The 19,331-nt window shown below is 73.2% G+C and carries 18 protein-coding genes and 1 riboswitch; of the genes, 12 read left to right on the forward strand and 6 right to left on the reverse strand.

Translation table 11 applies throughout. From position 1 onward, the window contains the following. Positions 1 to 133: 133 nt before the first annotated feature. On the reverse strand, positions 134 to 1,474 hold the full coding sequence (locus NON00_RS17605) for a cobyrinate a,c-diamide synthase (RefSeq protein WP_256023697.1): 1,341 nt from the start codon (positions 1,472 to 1,474) through the stop codon (positions 134 to 136). A 541-nt stretch (positions 1,475 to 2,015) separates the two neighbouring features. Between NON00_RS17605 and NON00_RS17610 the strand changes: the two genes are divergently transcribed. Together NON00_RS17610 and NON00_RS17615 are read left to right on the forward strand one after the other, a co-directional pair. Continuing rightward, a complete protein-coding gene (locus tag NON00_RS17610; RefSeq protein WP_256023699.1) occupies positions 2,016 to 2,594 on the forward strand; it encodes a hypothetical protein in 579 nt (192 codons plus the stop codon). Then, positions 2,594 to 3,148, forward strand: coding sequence for a cadherin-like domain-containing protein (locus tag NON00_RS17615; protein WP_256023702.1), 555 nt, complete (start codon positions 2,594 to 2,596; stop codon positions 3,146 to 3,148). Before NON00_RS17610 ends, NON00_RS17615 begins: the two co-directional genes overlap by 1 nt. A 119-nt stretch (positions 3,149 to 3,267) precedes the next feature. On the opposite strand, the gene NON00_RS17620 is transcribed toward NON00_RS17615, so the two are convergent. Then, positions 3,268 to 4,482, reverse strand: a complete 1,215-nt coding sequence (locus NON00_RS17620) for an MFS transporter (RefSeq protein WP_256023704.1) — start codon at positions 4,480 to 4,482, stop codon at positions 3,268 to 3,270. A gap of 139 nt (positions 4,483 to 4,621) precedes the next feature. On the opposite strand from NON00_RS17620, the gene NON00_RS17625 reads away from it, so the two are divergent. After that, positions 4,622 to 5,524, forward strand: a complete 903-nt coding sequence (locus NON00_RS17625; protein ID WP_256023707.1) for a LysR family transcriptional regulator — start codon at positions 4,622 to 4,624, stop codon at positions 5,522 to 5,524. Positions 5,525 to 5,663: 139 nt separating this feature from the next. Here NON00_RS17625 and NON00_RS17630 read toward each other — a convergent pair whose 3' ends face one another. Next, positions 5,664 to 6,740 carry a cobalt-precorrin-5B (C(1))-methyltransferase gene (locus NON00_RS17630; protein ID WP_256023710.1) on the reverse strand — a complete coding sequence of 359 codons (1,077 nt, stop codon included), beginning with the start codon at positions 6,738 to 6,740 and terminating at the stop codon, positions 5,664 to 5,666. Positions 6,741 to 6,815: 75 nt separating this feature from the next. Here NON00_RS17630 and cobA point away from each other — a divergent pair, with 75 nt between their 5' ends. Continuing rightward, entirely contained in the window at positions 6,816 to 7,613 is a 798-nt protein-coding gene (gene cobA / locus NON00_RS17635; protein ID WP_256023713.1) for a uroporphyrinogen-III C-methyltransferase, read from the forward strand. 126 nt (positions 7,614 to 7,739) lie between these two features. On the opposite strand, the gene NON00_RS24800 is transcribed toward cobA, so the two are convergent. Both NON00_RS24800 and NON00_RS17650 read right to left on the reverse strand, forming a co-directional pair. Continuing rightward, complete coding sequence (locus NON00_RS24800) at positions 7,740 to 9,047, reverse strand: methyl-accepting chemotaxis protein (RefSeq protein WP_305123420.1); 1,308 nt, start codon at positions 9,045 to 9,047, stop codon at positions 7,740 to 7,742. After that, positions 9,022 to 9,546, reverse strand: a complete 525-nt coding sequence (locus NON00_RS17650; protein ID WP_256023716.1) for a PAS domain-containing protein — start codon at positions 9,544 to 9,546, stop codon at positions 9,022 to 9,024. Before NON00_RS17650 ends, NON00_RS24800 begins: the two co-directional genes overlap by 26 nt. 177 nt (positions 9,547 to 9,723) lie before the next feature. Further along, a riboswitch (cobalamin riboswitch) is annotated at positions 9,724 to 9,926 on the forward strand. 147 nt (positions 9,927 to 10,073) lie between these two features. On the opposite strand from NON00_RS17650, the gene NON00_RS17655 reads away from it, so the two are divergent. The 8 genes from NON00_RS17655 to cobJ all read left to right on the forward strand — a co-directional run bounded on the left by NON00_RS17655 (position 10,074) and on the right by cobJ (position 18,598). Continuing rightward, the gene (locus tag NON00_RS17655) at positions 10,074 to 10,502 is read left to right on the forward strand and encodes a DUF1636 domain-containing protein (RefSeq protein ID WP_256023718.1); all 429 of its coding nucleotides are present in this window, start codon (positions 10,074 to 10,076) and stop codon (positions 10,500 to 10,502) included. Beyond that, a complete protein-coding gene (gene cobW, locus NON00_RS17660) occupies positions 10,499 to 11,533 on the forward strand; it encodes a cobalamin biosynthesis protein CobW (protein ID WP_256023721.1) in 1,035 nt (344 codons plus the stop codon). The genes NON00_RS17655 and cobW overlap by 4 nt, the downstream gene beginning before the upstream one ends. A gap of 142 nt (positions 11,534 to 11,675) precedes the next feature. After that, on the forward strand, positions 11,676 to 15,011 hold the full coding sequence (cobN, locus tag NON00_RS17665; RefSeq protein ID WP_256023724.1) for a cobaltochelatase subunit CobN: 3,336 nt from the start codon (positions 11,676 to 11,678) through the stop codon (positions 15,009 to 15,011). Positions 15,012 to 15,158: 147 nt separating this feature from the next. After that, positions 15,159 to 16,340, forward strand: coding sequence for a precorrin-3B synthase (gene cobG, locus NON00_RS17670; RefSeq protein WP_256023727.1), 1,182 nt, complete (start codon positions 15,159 to 15,161; stop codon positions 16,338 to 16,340). Further along, a complete protein-coding gene (locus NON00_RS17675; protein ID WP_256023730.1) occupies positions 16,337 to 16,966 on the forward strand; it encodes a precorrin-8X methylmutase in 630 nt (209 codons plus the stop codon). Before cobG ends, NON00_RS17675 begins: the two co-directional genes overlap by 4 nt. Beyond that, positions 16,963 to 17,688, forward strand: a complete 726-nt coding sequence (locus NON00_RS17680; protein ID WP_256023732.1) for a precorrin-2 C(20)-methyltransferase — start codon at positions 16,963 to 16,965, stop codon at positions 17,686 to 17,688. The genes NON00_RS17675 and NON00_RS17680 overlap by 4 nt, the downstream gene beginning before the upstream one ends. Beyond that, the gene (locus NON00_RS17685; protein WP_256023735.1) at positions 17,685 to 17,840 is read left to right on the forward strand and encodes a hypothetical protein; all 156 of its coding nucleotides are present in this window, start codon (positions 17,685 to 17,687) and stop codon (positions 17,838 to 17,840) included. Before NON00_RS17680 ends, NON00_RS17685 begins: the two co-directional genes overlap by 4 nt. Beyond that, positions 17,840 to 18,598 carry a precorrin-3B C(17)-methyltransferase gene (cobJ, locus tag NON00_RS17690; RefSeq protein ID WP_256023737.1) on the forward strand — a complete coding sequence of 253 codons (759 nt, stop codon included), beginning with the start codon at positions 17,840 to 17,842 and terminating at the stop codon, positions 18,596 to 18,598. Before NON00_RS17685 ends, cobJ begins: the two co-directional genes overlap by 1 nt. On the opposite strand, the gene NON00_RS17695 is transcribed toward cobJ, so the two are convergent. Beyond that, a complete protein-coding gene (locus tag NON00_RS17695) occupies positions 18,568 to 19,323 on the reverse strand; it encodes a cobalt-precorrin-6A reductase (protein WP_256023740.1) in 756 nt (251 codons plus the stop codon). The two genes, cobJ and NON00_RS17695, sit on opposite strands and share 31 nt — an antisense overlap. Positions 19,324 to 19,331: the final 8 nt, after the last annotated feature.

Consider the following 19,331-nt stretch of genomic DNA (forward strand, 5'->3'; position numbering starts at 1 on the left):
GCGGCGGCCTCATCCCCCGGCGGCGGCGCCAGGGCGGCGGCGCGCAGCGCCTCCAGGCTGGCGAAGGCGGCCACCGGGCAGGGCGCGCTGGCGGGGCGGGGCGGGGCGTCGGTTGGCGGAAGCGCGGCGGACATCAGCCCTCCTGCGTGGCGATGGCGTGGAAGAAACTGCCGGAGACCCGCCCGCGCCGCGCGCCGGCCGGGCCGAGATCCTGGCCCAGCGCGTCGCGCAGCGTGGCGAAGGGGGCATCCGCCCCCGGTCCCAGGACGCTGGGCGTCAGGACGCTGGCATAATGGAATTCATGGCCGCGCAGCGTGGTGCCGGCGCGGCCCAGCGGGCCATCCGCCAGCAGCCGCGCGGCGCGGTAGCCCAGCACCATGCGGCGCCGGGCGAAGCTGGTGGCATGGCCGAGCAGCCCGGCCATGGCGTGGCGCTGGCCGGCGGCATCCTCCAGCCCCTCGCCCAGCACCATGAAGCCGCCGCACTCGCCATGCACCGGCCGGGTCTCGGCGAAGCGCCGCAGCCCGGACAGGAAGCGCCCGGCGGCGGCCAGCCGGCCGGCATGCAGCTCCGGGTAGCCGCCGGGCAGCCAGCAGGCTTCCGCCGCTTCGGGCGGCGCCTCGTCGGCCAGGGGGGAGAAGGGCAGCAATTCCACCCCCATCGCCCGCCAGCCCTGCACGAGATGCGGGTAGAGGAAGCTGAAGGCCGCGTCCTGCGCCACGGCGATGCGCTGGCCCAAGGGCGGGAGGGGCGGCGGGAGGGGCGCGGCAGGGGAGGCGGGCAGGGCCGGGAAAGGCGCGGCGGCGGCCAGGATGGCATCGAGGTCCAGATGCGCCTCGGCGAGGTCGGCCAGCCGCGCCAGCAGGGCCGGCAGGTCGCCATGCTCGCGCGCCTGGACGAGGCCCAGATGCCGCTCCGGCAGGGTGATGGCCGCCTCGCGCGGCAGGGCGCCCAGCACCGGCAGCCCGGTGGCGGCGATCGCCCCCGCCGCCCCCGCCCGGTGGCGCGGGCTGGCCACGCGGTTCAGCACCACCCCCGCCACCCGCACCCCGGGGCGATGGGTGGCAAAGCCATGCGCCACCGCCGCCGCGCTCTGCGACTGGCCGGAGACATCGAGCAGCAGCAGCACCGGCAGGCCGAAGCGCGCGGCGAGATCCGCCGCGCTGCCCTGGCGGCCCGGCTCCTCCCCCGCGCCATCGAACAGGCCCATGGCCGATTCGGTCAGCAGCAGGTCCAGCCCGGCGGCGGCGCGGGCGGCCACGGCGTCCAGCAGGGCGGGGGGCATCGCCCAGCTGTCCAGGTTCGGGCTGGGGCGGCCACAGGCGGCCTCGTGGAAGGCGGGGTCGATATAGTCGGGGCCGGACTTGGCGCCACCCACGGCGAGGCCACGCCGGCGGAAAGCCGCCAGCAACGCCATCATCAGCGTGCTCTTGCCCGCGCCGGAGCGCGGCGCGCCGATCACCAGACCCCGCATCGACCCTTCTCCCGCCCGCCTTCTCCTGCCCGGGCCGCCTGCCGGGCAGGGCCGGCCCAGGTGTCCGCCGGTTCGTGCCCGCCAGCTTCGTGCCTGCCAGCTTCGTGCCCGCCAGGGGCTGACCCCGCGAAGCCCGCCCGCGCTGTCCTCGATGGGGGAATTCTTCCGCCCGCCCGCACGCCAGGGCGCGGCCTGCCATCCTCTTAGCATCCGCGGTGGTGAATGCCAGACCGCCGAGTGCAGACGGCGCCGTAGCAATTCTGTGTAACAAGTTGATTTATGGACAGCGCAAACGAAAAGATTCGCGCCGGCCGCCCTTGCCCAGCCCCGGCCGCTCACGGTATGCGGGCGCTGGGCAGCGTCCCGCCGCCATGCCGATGCCCCGCTCTCCCCCGACAGGATGCAGCCGCACCGGCCGGTGGCCCTGGCCGCCTCCCGCGCATTGTTTCCCCGCGCGTTTTTTCAACGTGCATGGCTTCAACACGTCGTCCCAGTCCGCCGCCGCATCCGCGTGCAGCACAAGAACGGAGAGGAAAGGGGCATGGTCCTGCGCCACCCGCTTTCAGAGACGCCTCAGGCCCATACCGGCCGCCGCCTGCGCCGCCAGGCCCTGGCCGGGCTGCTGGCCGTCAGCACCCTGTTTGCCTCCTCCGCCGCCATGGCCGCGCCCTTCCGCTGCCCCACCGAGGAGCAGCAGAGGATGTTCGAGCTGTCGGCGCTGAAGACCGAGCTGATGGTGGTCGCCACCACCTGCGGCAACGCGGATGACTACAACGGCTTCATCAACCGCTACCGCAGCGAGCTGGGCCAGAACGACCACGCCGTGATCGCCCACTTCACCAACCGCGACCGCCGCGCCGGGCAGAAGGCGAACGACACCTTCATCACCAACCTCGCCAATGCCCGCGCCGAGGAAGCCCACCGCGCCGGCGCCGATTTCTGCGCCCGCAACGCGCGGCTGTTCAAGGAAGTGATGGGGCTGCCCTCCGCCGCCGAACTCGGCCCCTACGCCGCCGCCAAGGGCCTGCTGCCGGCCTCGCTCGGCGCCTGCGTCGCCAGCGCCTCGGCCCCCGCGCCGGCCCGCGCCACCGCCCCCACCACCCGCCGGGCTGCCCGTTGATGCGTTCTTCCACCCTTTGGGCCGCGCTGGCCCTGCCCGCGCTGCTCGCCGCCTGCGCCAAGTCCGACGGCCCGGCCCCGACCGCCGCCAGCCGCCTGCCGGTCTACGCCGTTGACCTGCAGGGCAAGTCCAGCATCTGCACCCTGCCGGCCGAAGGCCCCAGGCTGGTCGATGGCCAGCAGGCCGAAACCACCATGACCGTCGGCAATGATGGCGGCTGGTGCGGCGTCAGCGTCGCCAGGCCGGGGCCGGAACCCTTCGATGCCGGCCTGCTGATCGCCCGCCCGGCCAAGGGCACCGTCGTCGTCAAGGCCGTGGGCGATTATACCCGCCTCGACTACGTGGCCGATGCCGGCTTCGTCGGGACCGACAGCTTCACCGTGCGCCTGCTGCCGGGCTCGACCAGCGTGAAGGTCAATGTCACCGTGCAGGGTGTTACCCCGCCGGCCGCCGCCCCGGTGGTGACGCCGCGCGTCACCGCGCCGCCCGCCACCTCCACCACCCGCCCGGCGGCCACCCCCTCCACCACCCGGCGGACTGGCAGCAGCCGGTAAGGGGGGGGCCTCCCCCAGCGGGGGAGGGAAGGGTTCTTTTTTGAAAAAAAGAACCAAAAAACTTTTTCCGGCGGGCGTTCCGTCTCAGGGTTGAGGCGGGGCGCCGCACGGGAAGAAGGTCAGGGCCGGCGGCCCAGCCGGATCGCCAGCCCCACCAGCGCGGACAGGCTGGCCAGGGCCATCACCCCGCTCCATCCCGCCAGGGCATAGGCCAGGCTGCCCAGCCCGGCGCCCGAGGCCATGCCAATGAACACGCCGGTGAACATCAGCGCGTTCAGCCGGCTGCGTGCTTCCGGGCGCAGGCCATAGACGATGGTCTGGTGCGCCACCAGCGTCGCCTGCACGCCGAAATCAAAGCCCACCGCGCCCAGCACCAGGATGGCCAGCTGCCCCGCCGCCGGCAGCGGCGCCAGCGAGGCCGCCAGCATCCCGCCGAAAGACAGCGCGACCAGCGCGGCGCCCAGGCGCGTCACCCGCTCCGGCCCGCGGCGATCCGCCAGCCGCCCGGCCAGCGGCGCCGCCAGCGCGCCCGCCGCCCCCGCCAGCCCGAAGGCGCCGGAGAGCGCGCTGCCCAACTGGTAATGCTGGTGCAGCATCACCGCCAGCAGCGACCAGAAGGCGCTGAAGCCCACCGAGAGCGCGCCCTGCGCCAGCGCCGCCCGGCGCAGCGCCGGCAGGTCCCGCCACAGTGCCAGCATGGAGAGCATCAGCCCGCCCCAGGGCAGGCTCGTGGTCGGGCGGAAGCGCGGCAGGGCGCGCCACGCCGCCAGGGCAATGCCCGCCTCCGCCAGCGCCGCCAGCAGGAAGACGGCGCGCCAGCCGAACTGCTCCGCCAGCACGCCGCTCGCCACGCGGGAGAGCAGGATGCCCAGCAGCAGCCCCGTCATCACCGTGCCGACCAGCCGGCCGCGATGCCGCTCCGGCGCCAGGATGGCGGCGGCGGGCACGATGTCCTGCGCCACCGTGGCGGTCAGCCCGATCGCCAGGCTGCCGGCCAGCAGCCAGGGCAGGCTCGGGGCCAGCCCGCTCAGCACCAGGGCCAGCACCAGCAGCGCGGCCTTGGCCAGGATCAGGCGGCGGCGGTCCAGCCGGTCCCCCAGCGGGGCCAGCAGCAGGATGCCGAGCGCATAGCCCAACTGCGCCAGCATGGGCACGAGGCCGAACAGCCGCGCATCGCCGGGCAATTGCCCCTGCAACACGCCGAGAATGGGCTGGGCATAATACAGCGCGGCGACACTGAAGCCGGCGCCGCTGGCCAGCAGCAGCACCAGGCCAGGGGAGGGGCCGGCCTCGTCCAGGGCATGGCCCGCATGGGAAGGGGAAAGGCTTGTCATCGGGGGGGCATCCATCTTGCGTTGGCTGCCAGATATCCGCCCCGGCGCCCTGCCTGTAGGCGCGGCCCCCGCAGATGCTTTATACGTTCTGCGTATGAAAGACGCCGAATCCGCCGCTGGCGCGGACCGCCTGGAGCTGATGCGCACCTTCCTGCGTATTGTCGAGGCGGGCAGCCTTTCGGCGGCGGCGGTGCAGCTGGGCACCACCCAGCCCACCATCAGCCGCCGCCTGCGGCAGCTGGAGCGCATGCTGGGGCTGCGCCTGCTCCGCCGCTCCACCCACCGCATGGCCCTGACCGAGGATGGCGAGCGCTGCCTGGCCCATGCGCGCGACCTGCTGGATGGCTGGGGCGCCATGGAGGCGGAGTTGCGCGGCGCCCGTGATGCGCCGCGCGGCCTGCTGCGCGTGCAGGCGCCGCATGCCTTCGGGCAGGATCAGCTCATCGCCCCGCTGGCCGAATATCTCCGCGCCCATCCCGCCGTCGCCGTCGAGTGGCAGCTGCATGACCGGATGCCGGACTTCATCGCCGATGGGGTGGATTGCGCCATCCGGGTTGGCCGGGTCGATGACCCCTCCGTGGTGGCGGTGCGGCTGGCCGATGTGCCGCGCATCGTGGTGTCCGCCCCCGGCCTTTGGGGCGCCGGCCCTCCCCCGGCCGAGGCCGCCGCCCTGCCGGCCCTGCCCTGGCTGGCGCTCAACACCTTCTACCGCGATGAGGTCACCCTCTCCCACGCCGCGCGGGGGGAGGCGCTGCGTTTCCCCATCCGCCCGCGCCTGAGCACGGACAGCCTGCACGCCCTGCGCGCCGCCACCCTGGCCGGGTTGGGGGCTGCCATCGTCTCCGCCTGGGTGGTGGCAGAGGATCTGCGGCAGGGGCGGCTGGCGCAACTCGCCCCGGCCTGGAGGGCAGCACCCTTGCCCGTTTTCCTCGTCTATCCGGCGGGGCGGCTGCAACCGGCCAAGCTGCGCCATTTCATCAGCCTGATGCGAGCGCGCATGCCAGGGATTGCCGGGCTTGAGCCGACAGGAAGAAATTTATGATTTTTTGTTTTTAAATCTTCTTTTCTGAAGAAAAGAAGCAAAAGACTTTTTTCAGGCTGCCGCCGTCTCCCGGCACGGCGGGACACCAAACGGATAAAAGTTTTTTGGTTCTTTTTTTCAAAAAAGAACATTTTTGCTTTTAAACACTTCTCGCCATCAGCGCCCCATCCCGCCCGAACAGCGCCACCTCCACCGCGATGGGCGCCCCCTCCACCACGGCGGCGGCCACGGCGCGGGCGCGGTCGGCCACGGCCTGGGGCAGGGCCACGCCCTCCGCCTCCGCCAGGCGGAAGGCCTCCAGCGCGGTGTTGGCGGCGGCGATGCGGGCGGCGAGGGCCTCGCTCCCCCCGGCCTCGCGCGCCAGGGCCGCCAGGGCGGGCAGGTCCACCCCGCCCCGGCGCGAATGCAGGTCCAGCCGGCCCTGCGCCAGCTTGGTCAGCTTGGCCAGCCCGCCGGCCACCGTCACCCGCGGCACCGGATGGGCGCGCAGGTATTTCAGCATGCCGCCGACGAAATCGCCCATATCGATCAGCGCCTGTTCGGGCAGGGCGTGCAGGCGGCGCACCGCCTCTTCCGAGGTGCTGCCGGTGGCGCCCGCCACGTGCCGCAGCCCCGCCGCCCGCGCCACATCCACCCCGCGATGGATGGAGTGGATCCAGGCGGCGCAGGAATAGGGCACCACCACCCCCGTCGTCCCCAGCACCGACAGCCCGCCGAGGATGCCAAGGCGGGGGTTCATGGTCTTTTGCGCCAGGGCCTCGCCGCCGGGGATGGAAATTTCAACCAGCGCATCCGCCTCGGCTCCCGCGATCTCAGCCAGGGCGGCGCGTATCATGGCGCGCGGCACGGGGTTGATGGCCGGCTCCCCCGGCGGCAGCGGCAGGCCCGGCAGGGTGACGGTGCCCACGCCCTCCCCCGCCGCGAAGACCACGCCCGAGCCCGGCGGCAGCGCCCGCACCGTGGCGCGGATCAGCGCGCCATGCGTCACATCCGGGTCGTCCCCCGCATCCTTCACCACCCCGGCCAGGGCGGCGCCCCCCGGCAGCAGGCAGGCCTCGGCCAGGGCGAAGGCCGGGCGCTCGCCGCGCGGCAGGGTGATGGTCACGGGGTCGGGGAAGGCGCCATCGCGCAGCGCGGCGAAGGCGGCCTTGGCCGCCGCCGTGGCACAGGCGCCGGTGGTCCAGCCCCGGCGCAGCGGAGGGTCTTCCTGCGGCACGCCCGCAGCTTTATCCCCCGGCTTTCGCGCTGTCACTTCTCCCCTCGCCCCCCTTTCTCCGCCGGAGCCCGCGGCATGACCCGCCTTGAACACCTCGCCGCCCTGCTGGGGGAAGCCCCGCCCGAACTCCGCCCCGGCCATGTCTGGCTGGTTGGCGCCGGGCCGGGGGACCCGTCGAAGCTCACCCTGGAGGCCCTGGCCGGGCTGGCCCAGGCGGAACTCCTGGTCCATGACGAGCTGGTGGACCCGCGCATCCTCGCCCTGGCGCCGGAAGGGGCGGAGCGCCTCTTCATGGGCAAGCGCGGCGGCCGGCCCTCGGCGAAGCAGGCGGATATCATCGCGGAACTGGTGGCGGCGGCGCGGGCGGGGCGGCGCGTGGTGCGGCTGAAGGGCGGCGACCCCTATGTGTTCGGCCGGGGCGGGGAGGAGGCCCTGGCGCTGGCCGGGGCGGGCATTCCCTGCCGTGTCGTGCCGGGGCTGACGGCGGGGCTGGCCGGGCTGGCGGCGGCGGGCATCCCGGCCACGCTGCGCGGCGTCAGCCAGGCCGTGACCCTGGCCACCGCCCATGCGGCGGAGGGCGCGCCGGATGCGCTGGACTGGGCGGCCCTGGCCCGTTTCGGGCAACCCATCGTGCTCTACATGGCGATGCGGCGGCTGGAGGCGGTGGTGGAGTCCCTGCTCTCCGGCGGCCTGCCCGGCGAGACCCCCGCCGCCGTGGTGCGCGCCGCGACGACGCCGGATCAGGCCGTGCTGGAAGCCACCCTCGCCACCCTGTCGGGCGCGGTGCGCGCGGCGGGGATGGAAGGGCCGGCGGTGGTGGTGGTGGGCGGGATCGTCAGCGCGAGAAAGGTACTGGGAAATTATGGATTCTAAGATCTTCTTTTTCTAAAGAAAAAGAAGCAAAAAGATTTTTTCAGGCTGCCGCCGTCTCCCGTCCAGGCGGGACGCTAAACGGACAAAAGTTTTTTGGTTCTTTTTTTCAAAAAAGAACATTTTTCTTCAAACCGCTTTTCTGGCCTTGGCCATGAAGGCGCTGACCTCGGTGTTGAGGCGTTCGGCCTGCCCGGAGAGTCCGGTGGCGGCATCGCGCATGGAGGTGGCGGCGCTGTCGGTGGCGCTGGCGGCCTCGCGCACGGCGTCGATGTTGCGGCCGACCTCGGCGGTGCCGGCGGCGGCCTGTTCGACGCTGCGGGCGATTTCCGAGGTGGCGGCGCTTTGTTCCTCGACGGCGGCGGCGATGGCGGTGGCGACCTCGTCGGTCTCGCGCACGGTCTGGCCGATGCGGGAGATGGCCTGCACCGCCTCGGCCAGGGCGCCCTGCATGGCGGCGATCTGCTGGGTGATCTGGTCGGTCGCGCGGGCGGTTTCGTTGGCGAGGTTCTTCACCTCCGAGGCGACGACGGCGAAGCCCTTGCCCGCCTCGCCCGCGCGCGCCGCCTCGATGGTGGCGTTGAGGGCGAGGAGGTTGGTCTGCCCGGCGATGGCGGTGATGAGCTGCACCACCTCCCCCACCTGCCGGGCCGCGCCATCGAGGCCGGCGACGGTGGTGTTGGTCTGGTCCACGGCGGTGACGGCGGAGCGGGCGATCTGCGAGGCGCGGCCGACCTGCCGGGTGATCTCGGCCACGGCGGCGGAAAGCTGGCGCGCGGCGACGGCGACATTCTGCGCGCTGCTCTCCGCCTGATGGGTGGCGGTGGCGGCATTGGCGGCGCGCTGGCTGGTTTCCTCGGCGGTGCGGGACATGCCGGTGGCGGTGTCGCGCAGCCCGCCCGCGGCCTCGGCCACGTTGCGGATGACGCCGCCCACGCTGCGCTCGAAGCCATCGGCGAAGCTGGCGAATTCGGTGGCCTTGGCCTCCATCGCGGCGGCGCCGGCATTGATGTCGTGGGCGCCGGCGCGGAAGGCGCCGGGCAGGCCGCGCAGCAGCACCTTGCGGTAATAGCGCCCGGCGCTGGCGGCGCGCATGGCGCCGGCGGATTCGCGCACATAGGCGTCGGTGATGTCGAGCAGGTGGTTCACCGCCCCCTGCACCTGGCCGAGCGCGCCGGTGGCGGGCACTTCGAGCACGCGGGCTTCCAGGTTGCCGCCGGCGGCGGCGCGGGCGATCTCGGCCACGCGGTGCATCGCCGCCTCGTGCCGGGCCAGGGCGATGAAGGCCCAGCCGCAGCCCAGCACCGGCAGCACCGCCCCGAGCGCCCCGCCCCAGGAGGGGCCGGAGGCCAGCACCACCCCGGCATGGCCCAGCGCCAGCAGCGTGGCCGCGCCCAGCGGCCAGCGCGGTTCAGAGAGAAAAGACAAAGCGCTCATAGCTGGTCCCCTTCTGCGCCAGCCATTCGTGCAAGGCGGCGGTGCCGTTCTGCATGCCCTGCTTGCGGTCCGCCGCGGCGGCCTCGACCTTCAGCAGGTGCTGGTAGACCGGCCAGACCTTGGCCACCTGCGCCGCATCCGGCTTGCGGCGGTTGGAGTGGTAGCCGATGACGGTGCCGCGCGCGTCGCGCGTCGGCGTCGCATGGGCGAAGACCCAGTAGTGGTCCCCGTCCGAGGAGAGGTTGAGCACGTAGCCGAAGAATTCCTCGCCCCGCTCCAGCGTGTCCCAGAACAGCTTGAAGACGCAGCGGGGCATTTCGGGGTGGCGCACCAGGCTGTGCGGCTGGCCCAGCACCTCCGCCGCGCTGAACTTCGCCACGCGCAGGAAGACGTCATTCGCATAGACGATCCGGCCCTTGGGATCGGTCTTGCTGACGATCAGTTCCTCCTCGCCCAGCGCGGATTCCCGGCCGGTGGGCGTGATCTTGGTCCTGGCCATGGCCTTTCGTTGCGTCCCCCGCCTCTTGCGCCGCGGGACGATAGGCGCGGAGATGTTAACGGTTCCTATGCGGTCCGTTCCTGGCCTCCCTTGCTGGCCTCCTCTTCCTGGGCTCGGGGCGGCATGACCGGCCGCCGGGGGCGGGAAGGCGGTGTTTGACTTCCGCCCCCGCCGCATCCTAGGAGAATGCCCGATGGTCCCCTCGCGAGGGGGGTGAAAAGGGAACGCGGTGCGGGCTTGCCCCATTCCGCGGCTGCCCCCGCAACTGTAGGCGGAGAGCGCCCCGCCACCCCGGCCACTGGGAAGCCCTTTCCTGGGAAGGCCGGCGGGGCGCGCCGGATCCGCGAGCCAGGAGACCTGCCATCACCATCGGATCGTGCCACCGGGCGGGGTGCCCCGGCGGGCGGCGATGGGCCCGGGCATCCACCCCCGTGGCACCCTCGACCCGTGCGGCGCCCGCCGCCGCGCGGGCGGTCGGCACCCCGTGTCTGCACGCGCCCCCGCCGCCGGGGGTGCCGGAGGAAAGCATGGCGCCGGACCCCCAGGATTCCCCGCCGCAGGAGCGCGCGGCCCCGCCCTGCCTCGTGGTCTGCACCACCTGCCGCGCCGGCCGCCCCCTCGCCGAGGGCGAGGTGGCGCCCGGCCAGATCCTCCATGACGCGGTGGCCGCGGCCCTCGCCGCCCATCCGGCGCCGCCCATGACGCTGCGCGGGGTGAAGTGCTTCTCCGTCTGCAGCCAGGGCTGCGCCGCCGCCATGACCCAGGCGGGCAAGTGGAGCTACCTGCTCGGTCCTCTCTCCACCGGCCAGGTGGCGGATCTGATGGCCTATGCCGAAACCTACGCGGCGCATCCCACGGGGGCCGTTCTGCCCTCCCGCCGCCCTGAATCGCTGCGCGGCGCCGTGCTGGGCCGCCTGCCTTCCCTCACCGATGCCCCGCAGGAGCCCGCCGCATGAGCAGCACCCTGGACAAAGTCCCGGCCACCATCGTCACCGGCTTCCTCGGCGCCGGGAAGACCACGCTGCTGCGCCACCTGATGAGCCGCGCCGATGGCCGGCGCATCGCCATCATCGTCAACGAGTTCGGCAGCCTCGGCGTCGATGGCGAGACGCTGAAGGATTGCGGCATCCCCGGCTGCGAGGCGGAGAACATCGTCGAGCTGGCCAATGGCTGCCTCTGCTGCACGGTGGCGGATGACTTCATCCCCACCATCGAGGCGCTGCTGGGCCGCCCCAACCCGCCCGAGCACATCCTGATCGAGACGTCCGGCCTCGCTTTGCCGAAGCCGCTGATCAAGGCGTTCAACTGGCCCGCCATCCGCTCCCGCGTCACGGTGGATGGCGTGGTGGCGGTGGTGGACAGCCCCGCCGCCGCCGAGGGCCGCTTCGCCGACGACCCGGAGGCCGTGGCCGCCCAGCGCGCGGCCGACCCCTCGCTCGACCATGACAACCCCCTGGCCGAGGTCTTCGAGGACCAGCTGAACGCCGCCGATATCGTGGTGCTCAACAAGGCGGACCTGCTGGACGAGGCGGCGCTCACCGCGCTGCGCGCCGATCTGGCGCCGCGCCTGCCGCGCGCGGTGAAGCTGGTGCCGGCGAAGGAAGGCGCGCTGGACCCGGCCATCCTGCTCGGCCTCAACGCCGCCGCTGAGGACGACCTGGCCGCCCGCCCCTCCCACCACGATGCCGAGGATGGCGCGCACGAGCATGATGATTTCGAGAGCTTCGTCCTCGTCCTGCCCGAATACGAGACGGCGGATGACCTCCTGAAGCGCCTGCCGGAGGTGGCCGCGCGGCACGACATCCTGCGCATCAAGGGCTTCGTGCGGCTGAAGGGCAAGCCGATGCGCCTCGCCGTGCAGGGCGTCGGCCGCCGCTTCCGCCACCATTTCGACCGGCCCTGGAAGGATGACCGGGACGGGCATCTCGTCGTCATCGGGCAGGCGGGGATGGATGTCGAGGCGATCGCGAAGGAGATTCTCTCCTAGTTCCTTCTTTTTCTGAAGAAAAAGAAGCAAAAAGACTTTTTTCAGGCTGCCGCCGTCTCCCGTCACGGCGGGACGCCAAACTGATGAAAGTTTTTTGGTTCTTTTTTTTTTAAAAAAGAACATTTCTGAAAGACCCTGTCTCTTGCACCTCCTGGTCCGCGAAACCCGCAGCCTGGACGACGCCGAGCAGGCCGAGGATCTCGGCCATGCCCCGGCGGATCTTGTCCTGCTCTCCTTCAGCGATGCGGATCTGGGCGCGGCGGCGATGGGCTGGTCGCTGCTGGCGGAGCCGCGCCCGACGCTGCGGCTGGCCAATCTCGGCCGGCTGCGCCACCCCATGTCGGTGGATCTCTATGCCGAGGAGACGCTGGCGCGCTCCCGCTGCGTGGTGATCCGCCTGCTGGGCGGGCTGGAATACTGGCGCTACGGGGCGGAGGAGGTGGCGGCGCTGTGCCGGCGGGAGGGCATTCCCCTCGCCCTGCTGCCCGGCGACGGGCGGGACGATGCCCGGCTGGCGGAGCTTTCCACCGTGCCCGCGGCCCTGCACGCCCGGATGGACGCGCTGCTGGCGGCGGGCGGGCCGGAGAACCTGGCCGCTGCCCTGCGCCTCGCCGCGCACTGGGCCGGGCTGGGGCCGGATGACGGCGCGGTGCCCATCCCCCTGCCGCTCGCCGGCGAGCACCCGCTGGGAGCAGAAGAAAAAGACCCCCAGGCGGTGGTGGTGTTCTACCGCTCGCACCTGCTCTCGGGCGATATCGCGCCGATGCTGGATCTGGCGGCGGCGCTGCGGGCGCGCGGGCTGCGGGCGCGGGGGGTGTTCGTCGCCAGCCTGAAGGAACCCTGCTCGGCCGAACTGGTGCGGGCGCGGCTGGCGGCGTGGCGCCCGGCGGTGGTGCTGAACGCCACCGCCTTCGCCGCGCGGCAGGCGGGGGGCTCGCCGCTGGAGGCCGCCGGGGCGCCCATCCTGCAGGTGATGCTCTCCGGCGCGGCGCGGGAGGTCTGGGCGGCCTCGCCGCGCGGCCTGTCGCAGAGCGACCTCGCCATGCAGGTGGCGCTGCCGGAACTGGATGGCAGGCTGCTCACCACCGCCATCGGCTTCAAGGCGGAGGCGGCGCCGCTGCCGGGGCTGGCGCAGTCGCGCACCCTGCTGGCGCCGGATGCGGCGGGCATCGCCCTGGCGGCGGAGCGCGCCCTGGGCTGGGCGCGGCTGGCCGCCACGCCCCCCGCCGCGCGGCGGGTGGCGGTGCTGCTCTCCGACTATCCGGCGGTGGGCGGGCAGGCCGGGCATGCGGTGGGGCTGGACAGCTTCGCCAGCCTCGCCGCCCTGCTCGGCGATCTGGCGGCGGCCGGCTACGACACCGGCGGCGCGCCGCCCGCAGCGGACGCCCTGGCCCATTCCCTGGCCCGTGCCCTGACGCGCGGCGCCCCCGCCCCGCTGCTGTCCCTGAAAGAATACCGGGCGGCCTTCGCCACCCTGCCCGAGGCGCTGCGGCAGGCCGTCACCACCGCCTGGGGCGACCCGGCGGAGGACCCCGCCTGCCGGGAGGGCGCCTTCCAGGCCCGCCATCTGCGACTGGGAAAAATCCTGATGGCGGTGCAGCCGGACCGGGGCGGGGCGCTGGACCGCTCGGCCGCCTATCACGACCCGGATACGCCGCCGCGCCACGGCTATATCGCCTTCTATCTGGCGCTGCGGGCGGGGGTGGAGGCGCTGGTGCATCTCGGCACGCATGGCACGCTGGAATGGCTGCCGGGCAAGGCGGTGGCGCTCTCCGCCGCCTGCGCCCCCGCTGCCCTGCTGGGCGGGCTGCCGGTGGCCTATCCCTTCATCGTCAACAATCCCGGCGAGGCGGCGGTGGCGAAGCGCCGCCTCGGCGCGGTGACGATCGGCCATCTGACGCCGCCGCTGAAAGCCGCCGGCCATCACGGCGCCGCCGCCGAGCTGGAAAAGCTCATCGACGAATACGCCGCCGCCGACGGGCTGGACCGCCGCCGCACCGCCCTGCTGCGCCGCGCCATCCTGGACCGCGCCGAGGCGGCGGGGCTGCTGGCGGAAGGCCATATCCCGCGCGACATCCCGGAGGAGGAGGCGCTCTCCCGCCTCGATGCCTGGCTGTGCGACGTGAAGGAGCTCCAGATCCGCGACGGGCTGCACGTCTTTGGCCGCCCGCCCGCGCCGGAGCGCCGCGCCCTGCTGCTGGAGAACCTTGCCCGCGCCGTGCCCGGCTTCGACCCCGCGCGGCTGGATGCCTGCGCGGCGGCGGAGCGGGATGCGCTGCTCTCGGCGCTGGCGGGCCGCTTCGTCCCCCCCGGCCCCGCCGGCGCCCCCACCCGTGGCCGCGCCGACGTGCTGCCAACCGGGAAAAACCTCTACAGCATCGACCCGCGCGGCGTGCCCACGCGCTCCGCCCTGGCGCTCGCCGAGACGGCGGCGGCGGAACTGCTGCGCCGCCACCGGCAGGAACAGGGGGACTGGCCGCGCCATCTGGTGCTCGACCTCTGGGGCAGCGCCACGCTGCGCACGGGGGGGGAGGATCTGGCGCTGGCCCTGCTGCTGCTCGGCGCCCGGCCGGTGTGGGACGAGGCCTCCGCCCGCGTCACCGGGGTGGAGATCCTCCCGCTGGCGCTGCTGGACCGCCCGCGCGTGGATGTCACGCTGCGCATCTCCGGCCTGTTCCGCGATGCCTTCCCGGCGCAGATCGCGCTGTTTGACGAGGCGGTGCGCGCCATCGCCGCGCGGGACGAGGCGCCGGAATGGAACCCCCTGGCCGCCGCCGCGCGCGGCAAGGCGGGGGCGGCGCTGCGCCAGGCCACGGCGCGCATTTTCGGCGCCGCCCCCGGCAGCTATGGCACGGGGCTGGAAGAAAGGCTGGCCAAGGGCGCCTGGGCGCGGCGTGAGGATCTCGGCCAGGCCTGGATCGCCGGCTCGGCCGCCGCCTATGGCCAGGGGCTGGAGGGGGTGGCGGCGCCCGAGGCGCTGCGGGACCGCCTGGCCCTGGCCGACTCCTTCCTGCACAGCCAGGATCATGACGGGACGGACCTGCTGGACAGCCCGGAGGTCGCCACCCATGCGGGGGGCTTCGCCGCCGCCGCCGCGCTGATGGGGGCCAGCCCGGCGCTCTACCACGCCGATACCAGCCGCCCCGGCGCCCCCCGCCTGCGCGGCCTGCCGGAGGAGGTGGCGCGCGTGCTGCGCGGCCGGGCGGCGAACCCGGCCTGGATCGCCGGCATGATGCGCCACGGCCACCAGGGCGCCGCCGGCATTGCCCGCGCCATCGAGGCGCTGCACGGCTTCGCCGCCACCCTGCCGCAGCGCTTCGACCGTCAGTTCGACCTGCTGCACGCCGCCACGCTGGGCGATGAGGCCGTCACCGCCTTCATGGCCGAGCACAACCCCGAGGCGCTCGACGCCCTGCGCGCGCGCTTCCGCGAAGCGCGGGAGAGGGGGCTGTGGCATGCGCGGCGGAATGATGTTTGAAAAGAAGATGTTCTTTTTTGAAAAAAAGAACCAAAAAACTTTTTCCAGTTTAGCGTCCCGCTGTGCCGGGAGACGGCGGCAGCCTGAAAAAAGTCTTTTGCTTCTTTTCTTCAGAAAAGAAGATTCTTCAGGAAAGGCCACCTTGTCATGTCGATGGTAAGGGGCTGGTGCCCCAACCTCTTCGCCCCGATGGACACGGGCGATGGGGTGCTGCTGCGGGTGAAGCCTTTCGCCGGGCGCCTCACCGCGGCCGAGGCGCGCGCCCTGGCGGAGATCGCCCCCGGCGCCATCGAGCTGACCAACCGGGCCAATCTGCAACTGCGCGGCGCCACCGCCGCGAGCGCCCCGGCCCTGGCGCAGGCCATCCTCGCCGCCGGGCTGGCGGACCCGGAGCCGGGGCGTGAGGCGCGGCGCAACCTCAATGCCTCCCCCCTGCTGGGCGACGACCCCAGCCTGATGCCGCAGACCGCGGCGTGGCGCGCGGCGCTGGAAGACATCCTGGCCGGGGCGGGCGCGCTGCCGGGCAAGTTCGGGCTGGTGCTGGATGGCGGCGGCGTGCTGCCGCTGGCGGGGGTGGAGGCGGATATCACCCTGCGCCTGGCGCCCGATGGCACCGCCCTGCTGCGCTTGCAGGATTGCCCGTGGCAGGCGCGCGGCGCCACCCCGGCCAGCGTCGCCGCGCTGGTGGAGATCTTCCGCGCCAGCGGCGCGCGGCGGATGCGCGGCACCCTGGCGGCGCGCGGGGCGGAGGCGCTGTTCGCCGCCGCCGGGCTGCGGCCCGAGCCCGCCCCGGCACAGGAGGCGGCGCCCGAGGCGCTGGGCTTCCACCCCTATCCCGGCCTGGGGCGCGGCGCCTTCGGGCTGATGCCGGAATTCGGCGTGCTGGAGGCCGGCGGGCTGCGGGCCCTGGCGGCGCTGGCGGAGGGCTTCGGCGATGGCACCCTGCGCCTCACCCCCTGGCGGGTTGTGCTGCTGGCCGGGGTGACGCGGCCGGCGGCGCTGCGCGCGGCGGCGGCGGGCTGGGTGACCGATCCCGCCGATCCGCGCCGGCGGGTGGTGGCCTGCCCCGGCTCGGCCGGCTGCGCCAGCGGCCTTGCCGAGACGCGGGCCGATGCCCGCCGCCTGCTGGCGCGCGGCGCGGTGCCGCAAGAGGGCTTGCTGCATCTCTCCGGCTGCGCCAAAGGCTGCGCCCATCCCGGGCCGGCGGCGGTGGTGCTGGTGGCGGCGCCGGGGGGCTATGCCCTGCTGCGCCAGGGCCGGGCCGGGGATCCTCCCCAGCGCACCGGGCTGACCCTGGCCCAGGCGGCGGCCGAACTGGAAAGCACATGAGCGGCTACGACTACATCCGCGACGGCGCGGCCATCTATGAGAAATCCTTCGCCACCATCCGGGCGGAGGCCGATCTGGCGCGCTTCTCCCCGGCGGAGGCGCGGGTGGCGGTGCGCGTCATCCATGCCTGCGGGCTGGTGGAGGTGGCGCGGCATATCCGCTTCGCCCCCGGCTTCACCGCGGCGGCCGAGGCGGCGCTGCGCGCCGGCGCCCCCATCCTCTGCGATGCGAAGATGGTGGCGCAGGGCATCACCCGCCCGCGCCTGCCCGCCGCGAATGACATTCTCTGCCTGCTGGATGACCCGCGCGTGCCGGAGCATGCGCGCGCCATCGGCAATACCCGTTCCGCCGCCGCGCTGGATTTCTGGGGGGAGCGGCTGCGCGGCGCGGTGGTGGCCATCGGCAATGCGCCCACCGCGCTGTTCCACCTGCTGGAGCTGATCGATGCCGGGGCGCCGCCGCCGGCGGCGATCATTGGCCTGCCGGTGGGCTTTGTCGGCGCCGCCGAGTCGAAAGAGGCGCTGGCGGCCTGGAACCGCGTGCCCTGGATGATCGTGGAGGGGCGGCAGGGCGGCAGCGCCATGGCGGTGGCCGCCGTCAACGCCCTGGCGACCGAACGCGAGTGAGCGGCGTGCTGCATATCCTGGGCGTCGGCCCGGGGGACCCGGAGCTGGTGACGCTGCGCGCCGCGCGCATCCTCGCCCGCGCGCCGGCCTATGCCTATTTCGCCAAGCGCGGGCGGGCGGGGAATTCCTTCACCATCGCCACGCCGCATCTCAACCCGGCGGCCACGGCGCTGCGCTTCGAATACCCCTATACCACCGAGATTTCGGTGGAGGAGGCGCGCTACGCCGAGGGCATGGGCGCCTTCTACGACGACTGCGCGGGGCGCCTGGCCGGGCGTCTCGCCGCCGGGGAGGAGGTGGCGCTGCTCTGCGAGGGGGACCCCTTCCTTTATGGCTCGGCCATGTATCTGTTCGACCGGCTGCGCGGGCGCTTCCGGGTGGAGGTGACGCCGGGCATCACCGCCATGTCCGGCTGCTGGTCGCGTGCCGGGGCGCCGATGGTGCATGGCGATGATATTCTCTCCGTCCTGCCGGCCACCATGCCGGCGGCGGAGCTGGCGGCGGCGCTGACGCGGTGCGACGCGGCGGTGGTGATGAAGCTGGGCCGCAACCTGCCCAAGCTGCGCGCCGTGCTGGCGGAGACGGGCCTGCTGCCGCGCGCCCTCTATGCCGAGCGCGGCACCATGCCGGGCGAGGTGCTCATGCCCCTGGCCGAGCGCGATGACAGCCCGGCGCCCTATTTCTCGCTGGTGCTCATCCCAGGGCGGCAGGGGGTGAGATGATGCAGGAAAAAATGTTCTTTTTTGAAAAAAAGAACCAAAAAACTTCTTTCAGTTTGCGTCCCGCTGTGCCGGGAGACGGCGGCAGCCTGAAAGAAAGTCTTTTTGCTTCTTTTTCTTCAGAAAAAGAAGATTCTATTCTGGAATTTTCTTGATGAACTGGCTGAAGGTGATCGGCCTTGGCCCCGGTGCCGAGGGGCAGCGCACGCCCGAGGCGACGCAGGCCCTGGCCGAGGCCACGGACATCATCGGCTATGGCCCTTATGTCGCGCGGGTGCCGGAGCATCCCGGCCAGCGGCGCCACGCGACGGACAACCGGCAGGAGTTGGAGCGCGCCCGCCATGCCCTGGCCCTGGCGGCGGAGGGGGCGCGGGTGGCGGTGGTGTCCTCGGGCGATGCCGGGGTTTTCGCCATGGCCAGCGCGGTGTTCGAGGCGCTGGAGCACGGCCCGCCCGCGTGGCGCGCGCTGGACATCGCGGTGCTGCCCGGGCTTTCGGCCATGTTCGCCGCCGCCGCGCGGCTGGGGGCGCCGCTCGGGCATGATTTCTGCGCCATCTCGCTCTCCGACAACCTGAAGCCCTGGCCGCTGGTCGAGCAGCGGCTGGCGGCGGCGGCGGGTGCGGGCTTCGTGGTCGCGCTCTACAACCCGATCTCGAAGGCGCGGCCCTGGCAGCTGGGGCGGGCCTTCGCGCTCCTGCGGGCGATCCTGCCGGGCGGCGTGCCGGTGGCCTTCGCCACCGCCATCAGCCGGCCGGAGGAGCGGCTGGTGCTCACCACCCTGGCTGAGGCGGTGCCGGAGCAGGCGGATATGCGCACCCTGGTGCTGATCGGCACGGCGGAAAGCCGGCTGGTGCCGCGTGGCGAGGGGGCGCGGCCCTGGCTCTATGCGCCGCGCTCGGCGCGCCGGGCATGAAGCCAGGCGAGGGCCCCGGCCGTGTTGGGCACGCTGGGCAGGCCGGGCGGCGCCGGGGGGCGGGCGAGCAGCCGCACCGGCAGGCGCCGCTCCCGCGCCGCCACCAGCTTCGCCGCCGTGGCCTCGCCGCCGGAATTCTTGCTGACCAGGATCTCGATGCCGTGGCGCTCCAGCAGGGCGCGCTCCCCCTCCAGGGTGAAGGGGCCGGTGGCGGTGAGGATCTCCGCGCGCGGCGGCAGGCTGGCCGGGTCCGGCGGGTCGACGCTGCGGATGACGTAGTGGTGCCAGGGCGCGGCGCGGAAGGGGGCGAGTTCCTTCTGCCCCACCGTCAGCAGCACGCGGCGCGGCGTCTCCCCGAGGGCGGCGGCCAGGGCCTCCATGCCGGGGTATTCCGTCCAGTCATCGCCGGGGGCGGGGCTCCAGGCCGGGCGGTCCAGCCGCAGGGCGGGGGTGCCGGTGGCCTGCGCGGCCGCGGCGGCGTTGGCCGTGATGCGGGCGGCGAAGGGGTGGGTGGCGTCCAGCAGCGCCGCGATTCCCTCCGCCCGCAGATAGGCGGCGAGGCCGCTGGCGCCGCCGAAGCCGCCGCGCCGCACGGGCAGGGGCAGCGGGCGCGGCGCGCGGGTGACGCCCGCCAAGGAAACCGTCACCTGATACCGGCTATCCTCGGCCAGGGCGTGGGCCAGGGAAGTGGCCTCGCCGGTTCCTCCCAGCAGCAGAACGCGCATAGTCCCTC

Source organism: Roseomonas sp. GC11, assembly GCF_024437745.1.
Taxonomy (GTDB): domain Bacteria; phylum Pseudomonadota; class Alphaproteobacteria; order Acetobacterales; family Acetobacteraceae; genus Pseudoroseomonas.